At 62.2% G+C, this 8,764-nt stretch carries 8 protein-coding genes and 4 pseudogenes; 8 read left to right on the top strand and 4 right to left on the bottom strand.

Features of this window, described 5'->3' with window-relative positions; genetic code table 11:
* Together ACZ4NT_RS38035 and ACZ4NT_RS38030 are read left to right on the top strand one after the other, a co-directional pair.
* A pseudogene (locus tag ACZ4NT_RS38035) lies at positions 1-92 on the top strand (IS5/IS1182 family transposase); the annotation flags it as partial.
* Positions 93-361: 269 nt separating this feature from the next.
* Positions 362-1,146: pseudogene (locus tag ACZ4NT_RS38030) on the top strand (IS110 family transposase); the annotation flags it as partial.
* Between the two features lie 80 nt (positions 1,147-1,226).
* On the opposite strand, the pseudogene ACZ4NT_RS38025 reads toward ACZ4NT_RS38030, so the two are convergent.
* Positions 1,227-1,601 (bottom strand): annotated as a pseudogene (locus ACZ4NT_RS38025) (helix-turn-helix domain-containing protein); the annotation flags it as partial.
* A 44-nt stretch (positions 1,602-1,645) separates the two neighbouring features.
* On the opposite strand from ACZ4NT_RS38025, the pseudogene ACZ4NT_RS38020 reads away from it, so the two are divergent.
* The 3 genes and pseudogenes from ACZ4NT_RS38020 to ACZ4NT_RS38010 all read left to right on the top strand — a co-directional run.
* A pseudogene (locus ACZ4NT_RS38020) lies at positions 1,646-2,080 on the top strand (transposase); the annotation flags it as partial.
* 166 nt (positions 2,081-2,246) lie between these two features.
* On the top strand, positions 2,247-2,390 hold the full coding sequence (locus ACZ4NT_RS38015; RefSeq protein ID WP_467729960.1) for a hypothetical protein: 144 nt from the start codon (positions 2,247-2,249) through the stop codon (positions 2,388-2,390).
* On the top strand, positions 2,383-3,636 hold the full coding sequence (locus ACZ4NT_RS38010; protein WP_467729958.1) for an IS701 family transposase: 1,254 nt from the start codon (positions 2,383-2,385) through the stop codon (positions 3,634-3,636). The genes ACZ4NT_RS38015 and ACZ4NT_RS38010 overlap by 8 nt, the downstream gene beginning before the upstream one ends.
* On the opposite strand, the gene ACZ4NT_RS38005 is transcribed toward ACZ4NT_RS38010, so the two are convergent.
* The 3 genes from ACZ4NT_RS38005 to ACZ4NT_RS37995 form a co-directional block, all read right to left on the bottom strand.
* A complete protein-coding gene (locus tag ACZ4NT_RS38005) occupies positions 3,520-4,866 on the bottom strand; it encodes a cytochrome P450 (RefSeq protein WP_467729956.1) in 1,347 nt (448 codons plus the stop codon). The genes ACZ4NT_RS38010 and ACZ4NT_RS38005 overlap by 117 nt on opposite strands.
* Positions 4,867-4,896: 30 nt before the next feature.
* Positions 4,897-5,847: a UbiA family prenyltransferase gene (locus ACZ4NT_RS38000; protein ID WP_467729954.1), complete on the bottom strand. Its 951-nt coding sequence runs from the start codon at positions 5,845-5,847 to the stop codon at positions 4,897-4,899.
* Between the two features lie 134 nt (positions 5,848-5,981).
* Positions 5,982-7,175 carry a saccharopine dehydrogenase family protein gene (locus ACZ4NT_RS37995; RefSeq protein ID WP_467729952.1) on the bottom strand — a complete coding sequence of 398 codons (1,194 nt, stop codon included), beginning with the start codon at positions 7,173-7,175 and terminating at the stop codon, positions 5,982-5,984.
* Between the two features lie 385 nt (positions 7,176-7,560).
* Here ACZ4NT_RS37995 and ACZ4NT_RS37990 point away from each other — a divergent pair, with 385 nt between their 5' ends.
* The 3 genes from ACZ4NT_RS37990 to ACZ4NT_RS37980 all read left to right on the top strand — a co-directional run bounded on the left by ACZ4NT_RS37990 (position 7,561) and on the right by ACZ4NT_RS37980 (position 8,544).
* The gene (locus ACZ4NT_RS37990) at positions 7,561-7,803 is read left to right on the top strand and encodes a helix-turn-helix domain-containing protein (RefSeq protein ID WP_467729950.1); all 243 of its coding nucleotides are present in this window, start codon (positions 7,561-7,563) and stop codon (positions 7,801-7,803) included.
* 71 nt (positions 7,804-7,874) lie between these two features.
* Positions 7,875-8,066, top strand: a complete 192-nt coding sequence (locus ACZ4NT_RS37985) for a winged helix-turn-helix domain-containing protein (RefSeq protein ID WP_467729948.1) — start codon at positions 7,875-7,877, stop codon at positions 8,064-8,066.
* Between the two features lie 61 nt (positions 8,067-8,127).
* Positions 8,128-8,544, top strand: coding sequence for a transposase (locus ACZ4NT_RS37980; RefSeq protein WP_467729946.1), 417 nt, complete (start codon positions 8,128-8,130; stop codon positions 8,542-8,544).
* The last annotated feature ends 220 nt before the right edge of the window (positions 8,545-8,764 follow it).

Here is an 8,764-nt window from a genome sequence, read left to right as displayed (position 1 = left end):
TCAACCGCGACCACGCCCAACTCCGAGCTCCCGGCAAACGGGCCTTCGCCCAACTCAAGTCCTGGCGCGTCATGCGCAGAGCACGCTCCTCCCCCGTTATCTTTTTCGCGGTCCTGGGTATGAGGGCTGCTGGCCTCCGGGCCCGGTATGACCGTGTCCCCTCTGTCGAACGGATGACCTGGGGGGTGGTGTCGCTGGGCCCGGGAGGTGCCGTCGGAGACGCTGATGAGAGACCCGGCCACCGTCCGGTCCGGCGCAATGCCGGGCAGTTCGCGGGCGGGCGGCAGATCTGCATAACGTGGATGCGCGAGCACGGTGCCACCGCCGAGGCCGGCACGGTCAACACCTCTGGAGTCGTGCGATGTTAGACACCGAAGGCATAGGCGTCTTCCTCGGGTTGGACGTCGGCAAGACGGCCCACCATGGCCACGGGCTCACGCCGGCCGGGAAGAAGGTCTTCGACAAGCCGATGCCCAACAGCGAACCGAAGCTGCGGGCCGTGTTCGACAAACTCAAGGCCAAGTTCGGCACTGTCCTGGTGATCGTGGACCAGCCGGCCTCGATCGGTGCCCTGCCCCTGACCGTCGCCCGCGATGCGGGCTGCGAGGTCGCCTACCTGCCCGGACTCGCCATGCGCCGGATCGCCGACCTCTATCCGGGAGAGGCGAAAACCGACGCGAAGGACGCGGCGGTCATCGCGGACGCCGCCCGGACGATGCCTCACACGCTGCGGCCGCTGGAGCTGACCGACCAGATCACCGCCGAGCTCACGGTGCTGACCGGCTTCGACCAGGATCTCGCCGCCGAAGCCACCCGCACCTCCAACCGGATACGCGGCCTGCTGACCCAGTTCCACCCCAGCCTCGAGCACGTGCTCGGTCCAAGACTGGACCACGCCGCCGCCACCTGGCTCCTCGAGCGCTACGGATCCCCGGCCGCACTACGGAAGGCCGGCCGTCGCAGACTCGTCGAGGTGATCCGGCCCAAGGCCCACCGCATGGCCACCCGGCTGATCGACGACGTCTTCACCGCACTCGACGAGCAGACCGTCGTGGTCCAGGCACCGGCACCCTCGACGTGGTCATACCGTCGCTGGCCCGCTTGCTGGCCGCGGTCCACGACCAGCGCCGGGCCCTGGAAGCCCAGAGAACGCCTTGCCATCAGCAACAACTACCCTGGCCCAAGCCGCATAGACGTGTTCAATATTCGGGGTCAAGCCCCGTGTCTCCACGTAGTGGGATGCCGTTGCGTCGTATCTCACGGCTGATGGTGGACGGACTGCGGCCCAGCTCAGCGGCAATGACCCTAACCGTTGCCTTCTCCCGCAAACGATCGGCGACGTGCAGGCGATCAGCCTGGGTCAGGAAACGGCTCGGGCCAACGGGAGCCGACGCCGGACGAGCCGGTGCGCGGAACCGATCTTTTGCCGTCCTGCCGTTGCGCCATTCACGACCGGTTCGTTCGTTGATGCCCACCAGTCGGCAAGCCTCGGTGTTTCCGTAACCCTGGTCCACGAGGCGGAAGTATTCCTCCCGCTCGCGGACCAGTCGCCTGCGGCCGCCCAGAGCCTTGGCCCGGTCCTTGCGGATCTCGAACATCACACCCCTCAAGAAGAGGCGTTGCAACGATCAGTAGAACCCAAGGGGGCAAGCCGGGTTCCAAGATGCACCTCCTGTCGGACGCGAACGGCTTGCCCCTCCTTGTCGGCGTCTCCGCCGGCAACACCCACGACAGCGAAGGGCTGAAGCCCATGGTGGCGGGTCACCAAACGAGACACGACCCCCACCGCAGCCGCCACTTCAACCCTCAGCGTCTCCATGCCGACAAGGCCTACGAAGTCCTCTACCTGCGGAAATGGCTTCGCGGCACACGGATCGGAGTGCGCATCGCCCGCAAGGGAATCGAATCCAGCGAACGATTGGGCCACCGCCGCTGGGTGATCGAGCGGACGATGTCCTGGCTGACCGGCTACTGCAGACTCAAGCACCGCTACGAGCGGAAACCAGGCAACTACCTGGCCTTTCTCGGGCTGGCAGCAGCTCTCTGCTGCTACAAACGATTCCTCAAACTGACCATGTAGGACACGGTCTAGTACTCCAGCAGTGGTTCGTGTCCTGAGCTGGCGGTTGTCGTTGTCCTGGTATGGAGGGGATTAGATTAGTGAAGTCGGTTGCTGGGCTGCGGAGTTGCAGTCGGTGTTCGCTCGGGTGGCGGGCCGGTTTGCTCGGGCTGATTTGCGGTGGCGGATGCGGGACTACGTCCGCGGTCTGCTGGGGCGGACGACGCGCAAGAACGGCTGGCAGCTCGCGGGTTGGGCAGGCCACCGTACCCCCGACGGCTTTCAGCGGCTGTTGAACGGCAGCGTCTGGGACGCGGTACGCCTTGCGTGACGACGTTCGTGCCTACGTCGCCGAGCGGCTCGGGCCGGACGGAGTGTTGATCATTGATGACACCGGGTTCATCAAGTGCACCACGTCGGCCGGGGTGGGCCGGCAGTACACCGGCACCTCGGGGAAGATCGACAACTGTCAGATCGGGGTGTTCGCCGCCTACGCCACCCGCTCGGGCCGGGCCCTGGTCGACCGGGACCTCTACCTGCCCAAAGCCTGGACCTCCGACCGCGACCGCTGCCAGGCGGCGAAGATCCCTGACGAACGGGCCTTTGCCACCAAAGATGAACTGGCCCGGAACATCATCCGCCGCCGCATCGCCGCCGGTCTGCCCGCCACCTGGGTCACCGCGGACGAGGCGTACGGGCAGGACTGGCACTTTCGCCGCCTGCTCGAGCAACTCGACCTCGGCTATGTGGTGGCGGTGCCCAAGTCCCAGCAGATCAAGTCCCTGGCCGGCAAGGCGCATCGACCAGCTCATCGAGCCCCCGCCGATGCCTGGCAGCGGCTGTCCTGCGGCGACGGCGCCAAAGGCCCACGCGTCTACGACTGGGCCGCCGCCAAGCTCCCCGCCAATCTGGTCTTCGACCCCGACCCGCCCACCCATCACCGCTGGGTGATGGCCCGCCGCAGCCTGTCCGACCCGGCGAGCTCGCCTACTACCTCTCCTACGCACCCGCCGGCATCGAGATCACCGAGCTGGTCCGGATCGCCAGCTCCCGCTGGGCGATCGAGGGAGTGCTTCCAGGCCGCGAAAAACGAATGCGGCCTGGACCAGTACGAGGTCCGCCGTTACACCGGCTGGTACCGGCACATCACCCTGGCCATGCTCGCCCACGCCCTCCCGACAGCACTCGCAGCCCAGGCGGCCGGTGAGGCGGCAAAGGGGGCTGCAGAAACGGATCAGCCCTCGTCCCGCTCACCGTGGCAGAATCAGGCGACTCCTGGACACTCTCCCGCCCCACCCGCGAGCCGACCGCGATCCTGTCACCCACGCACTGAAGTGGTCGGCCTGGAGAAGACACCACCAAGCCATCGCCCGCCGCTGACACCATCGAAAACGCAGCTCAAGACACGAACCACTGCTGGAGTACTAAAAGCGTGCCGACCGTTACAGACCAGTCGGCATTTAGCGAGGGGTAATTCTGACATAAGCGGGTGCGGCTGCCCGAAGCGTAATTCCAAGCTTTGTCGGAACATCGGCGGCCAGCGCCGTGAGTTCGAACCGCTGGAGCAGGGTAGCTAGGCAGATGACCACCTCCAAATTTGCGAAGTACTGCCCGATGCATGCTCGGGGACCACCGCCAAACGGGATCCAGGCGTATCGTGGCCTCGAGCTCTCTGCTTCTGGCGTGAAGCGGTCCGGGTCGAAATCGTCGGGCCGATCCCAGTAGGATCGGTGCCGGTGAGTGACCCAGGGGCTGAAATACACATTCGATTTGGCGGGTATTTCAAACCCGGCGATCTCGATATCACGGACTGTGCGTCGTCCCACTATCGCGGCGGCCGGGTATAGGCGCATAGCCTCTTTGAATATGCGCGTCAGAAATGGGAGAGCCTCGAGATCTTCATGTCCGACCGCACGGCCTGCGAGAACAGAATCTACCTCCACCCGTGCGCGCTCCTGGGCCTCCGGATGGCTGGCCAGCAGATGAAGTGCGAATCCGAGTGTAGTCGCGGTGCTCTCGTGGCCGGCCAGCAGGAAGATGAGAACCTGATCCCGAATTTCTTCGGCAGTTGCACCAGCTGTGCAACCGTCGCCAGCACGGAGTAGCAGCGAGATCATATTCTGCTCTGAAGATGATCCGGAAGCTGGAGAGGTCATAATATTGTCGCAAACCCTGTGGAGATCGCGACGGGCAGAGGACGCTCTACGGTTGCGTGGGGTAGGCCAGGTGTGAGGTACTCGCAGCGGCGACATTCCACGTCGCACTATCTGATCACCGATAATTGGAATACTGGATCGAACTATTTCTACTGCACCATCAATATCGGCGCCAAAAAGTATCCTGCTGACAGCGCGGAGCGCGAATTCTGACATCTCCTCCGCTACATCCACGATGCCGCCAGGGATAGCCCTCCACCGCTCCGCCACTTTAGAAGCTTCAAAAAGAATATCGGTGTCGTAGCGGTTTACCTGTCGGTGTGTGAATAGTGGCTGAACAAGACGTCGCTGGCGAACATACTCGGCGTCCTGACTCGTCACGAGACCGTTCCCTACGGATCCTCTGACTTCCGCGTAGAGGGGGTCATCTTTTCTGAAGTTTGAAGAGTTCGAGGCAAGCATCTCTTGAACGCCCTCGGCCGAGAATACAGCATAGAATCCCATTTTGAGAAACTTAGATCCTATTGCGAACTTCACCACATCGCCATGGTTGCGGTGAGCTTTCAGGAATGCTGCTAGTTTATTGCTCTTAAGCTCTCGGAGCAGCCCCACGGACGAACCGCCCTGCACTGTTGGAACCCTGTTTGCCACTTTTTCCCCTTGCAGTGTGACGGGTGCAGATTATTTGACAAGCGATGGAGCATTTACCAGAAATAGGTGAAAAATGGGCGACGTGGAGAGCAGTAAGAGCTTCACACGAGTGGCGCGGAAAGATAGCAGGCGGGCCCGCACGTACTCAGCGGCGATGACTAGGCTCAGATATCGCGCATGCAAAGGGAGCAGGATCAGCCAAATCAGGCATTCCTGGGGTAGGTGGCCGTTGGTGAGACCCAAGGCGAAAAAGAACCAGAAAAGAAAGAGAAACGCGGCAGAAAGGATGGGTGCCTTCGAGGGGCCCAGAATTACAGTCAGTGTACGGCGGCCGGCGTCCCGGTCTCCTTTGTAGTCGATCGCATTGGAAATAACTATTTGGGCCGCGTAAGGAAAGCCGGCTATGGCCGCGGTCCATGCCGCACTGCTGTGTAGCCTGCCTTCGATCACCCAACTAGGCAAGGCTATGGCCATTGCTGTACCGAAAATTAAGACAACCTCACCCATTCCCTTGTAACTTAGTTTGAGACCCGCCGAGTATTGTGCAACAACGGCCATCGCCAGAATCATCAGCAGAGCAGCTGCTAACGGATTATGAGACTGCACTGCAACGAGTGCCATGGCAATGGCGGCGATAAGCCCAGCAACCAAGGCTGCCTGCGTAGCTTGGCGTCGGTTCAACTCGCCCGTAAGGAGCGGTTTGTAGATGTTCCGTTTAGCTGTCGCAGTTGCTATCTGGTCGACTCCATCGGAATGTCCGACCATGTCGTCGAGAATGATGCTGACGGTTGCACAGCAAAAGCTAAATAGGAGGAAGGCAAGGTTCACGATCCAGTAACGAGGTTGGTGGGCGTGACCAGCTGTAAGCCCAAAAGATACTAGCGGATAAAGGGATAACTCTGGAACGTTGAGCTTGAGCAGTCGTGCATACGCGCCGAGCTTCCCTTTTTTTCGGGTTAGCATCAGTTGTACCTCTAACAATCAGTGTCGGGGCCGTAGAGCTCCACTGCCACAAGCCCAGTCCGAGCGATTAATTCTCGGCCCCGGCCTTCTGTGGGTGAGATATCCGGGTGCCGCACACAATTTTGGCGTGAAGGAACACCGGATGTTTGTCGCTATCGATGGGGTTTTCTCGAAAGTGGCGGCATGCGGTGATTTGCGGTCTGGAATGAAATACCTGCAGTCTCAAATCTTCGGAGAAGACTCCACCCCATCGCTTGGGCCGGGGTGACCTGCCCGGCTGACCTGGGTAGATCATCGAACGCCAAGCATAGTGCTGACTCCGCTAGCATCATTGCGCTCTCGGTGTAGCCGGGATCCCCTCCAGCGACTTCAGTGACAACTTCCCGTCCACCGGCCCTGCCCACGATCCTGATTGCGAACCAAGATGTGGCGCGTTTGTTCACGTTCGGCCCTGCGCTACGCGCCCACCGCCGCTCGAGTTTCCTACGAAGAGGCGGAATTTGCGCCACGAGTGCGAGAATGAGAGTCACTGAGGCGGTGGCCAACATTTGTGGAAGGCTACCGAAGGCTATATAGTGTGAATAGGTGAAGTCTGGGCCATAAACTGGCATGGATCGAGCGGACCGCGTAACAACCAGCGGATCAATGGTCGGCATGGGGAGCACCCATGTTCCTGTCTCACGCGACCATATTGGCCCGCCCCGCTTGATCCGCACTCTTCGGCCTGTTGGCAATTGTTCGACCGCGCGCCGCTGCCGAGCTGCACGAGCCTCGGACATCAGTCCGGACAACGCGGCCAGGGCGGTCCTGAGGCTCCCTGCGGAGAAGCGCATGGAGACTCTGACGAACCCCCGGACGGATGCAGGAACTCCAGCAGGTAGCCTGCTCAGCGTGAGTAGCACGCCCAGATCGTGGACCGCGGACTCGAACCCGCAGGAATGTACCAAGCGAGCTCCAGTGCGGACCGCCTTTCCATGGTGAAGTAGGTACATGCGGTCCACGAACTCCGGCTCGCCAGCGAGGTCCACGTAGTCGGTGCCAGCACTGGCGCAAGCTTCCACTAAAGGAGCGCCATGCTGAATGTATGGGCCGACTGTGGAAATCATGACGCGGGTCGCCCGAGCAAGCTCGCCCAGCGCCACTGAGTCGACAGCGTCCACCAGCACTAGCGGTAGCTCAGAACACGACGGTACAGATGCAGCTAACTGGTTTCGTACCGAAGTAAGCCGATCATGGCTGCGGCCGGCCAAAGCCCACCTGCAGCCTTCAGGGACTACCTTAGCCAAGTACTCAGCTACGAGCCCGCCGGTAAACCCTGTAGCCCCGAACAATACAAGGTCGTACATCCTGCTTGATGTGCTCTGTTGACCTGCTTCAGATTGCACAACCATGATAGAACCCCAAATTGGAAGCTTGGACCCTAACAGCAGCACGCGTTCGGGGTACGGAGTAGCAGCGGGGCCCAGTGTGCATGGGGTTATTCTTGGCCTTACGAGTATTTGATACTCATCATAAGGGAAGGGCGTGTGGCAAGGCACCCTGCGGAGGACAGCGGTGTTGGGACATCGTGTGGTGACGGACGTCTCCCTATCACAGTATCCATTCAGGAAAGCCACCAGCCCGCCCCTACCGGCGAGAGCCTTCGCTGCATATTGATCCGAAACGGTTTGGGTTCTGGGGGACTCGCGGCATCTGTCGCCGTCGGCGCAGGAGGCACTGCGGCTGCGGGTGGTGGCCGCGCTGGTGGCGGGACGGGCCCGCGAGGATGTGGCCGCGGTCTTCGGGGTGTCGCTGAAGGCGGTCGACCAGTGGTGGGCGAAGTGGCAGGCCGGCGGGCGGGAGGCGCTGGTCATGCAGCCGCGGGGCAAGCCGGTCGGAGTGCACCAGGTGCTCGGGAAGGCGGAGCAGGCCGCGGTGCAGCAGGCGGTCTTCGATCACCGGCCTTGTGACGTAGGGCTTTCCGGGCAGCTGTAGACGCGGCGGCTGGTAGGCGAGCTGATAGTGAAGCTGTACCGGGTGCGGCTGACCGAGGTGGGGGTGGGCAAGTGCCTGAAACGGTGGGGCTGTCCTTCCAGCGCCCGGACAAGCGGGCCGTCGAGCAGGACCCGAAGGCCGTGCGGCGCTGGCATGAGGAGACCTGGCCGGAGATCCGCGCGAAGGCGAAGGCCGACGGCGGCGAGATCCTCTTCGCCGGCCAGGTCGGCATCCGCTCCGACCAGGTCACCGGCCGTACCTGAGGCGAGGAGGGGAAGACCCCTGTAGTGCGGCGGAGCGGGAAAACGGTTCTCGGTCAACGCCATGTCCGCGATCAGCACCAGGGGGCCGGATGTACTTCATGGTCTTCACCGAAAGCTTCACCGCCGAGGTGATGTGCCGCTTCCTGGACCGGCTCGCCGGCCATTTCGACTACAAGATCCACCTCGTGGTCAACACGCACTCCGCCCACCGCTTAAAGAAGTCCGCGACTGGCTCGCCGCCCACCCCAACGACGTCGAACTGCACTTCCTACCGCCGTACTCGCCCGAGCTGGCCCCCGACGAACTCGTCAACGCCGACCTCAAGCACAGCCTCCCAAGCAGCACCGGGCCCAGAACCAGGCCGAAATCGCCGCCGAGACCCGTCGCTTCTTCCGCAGAAGCCAGCGTCAGCCACACATCGTCCGCGGCTACTTCGGCGGACCGCACGTCCGCTACATCCTGGACGAGAACCCCATGAGTTTCTGGTCAATATCAACTTGACGCGCTGGATGTCAGGCGCCCCAGTGGCGATACCAATGGCTCAGCCCTCCGCCTTCATCGTTCTGAGTCCGTCGCGCACGTCATCGCGGCAGCAGGCTCGTTGGGGCCTTGACCCCGGATTTTGAACACGTCTATGCGGCTTGGGTCAGGGTAGTTGCAGCTGGCTGGAGGTCGTTCTCGTAGGCGATCGGGGACCG

The organism is Streptomyces sp. NPDC026417 (genome assembly GCF_055567695.1).
Note: the sequence above shows the minus strand (reverse complement) of the source record. Positions and strands in the feature narration are given on the sequence as shown.

Bases quoted from the DNA above. Each gene is read 5' to 3' on its own strand.
- ACZ4NT_RS37995 (WP_467729952.1), bottom strand. From the start codon at position 7,175: ATGTACGACCTTGTATTGTTCGGGGCTACAGGGTTTACCGGCGGGCTC.
- ACZ4NT_RS38015 (WP_467729960.1), top strand. From the start codon at position 2,247: ATGCGGGACTACGTCCGCGGTCTGCTGGGGCGGACGACGCGCAAGAAC.
- ACZ4NT_RS37980 (WP_467729946.1), top strand. From the start codon at position 8,128: ATGTCCGCGATCAGCACCAGGGGGCCGGATGTACTTCATGGTCTTCAC.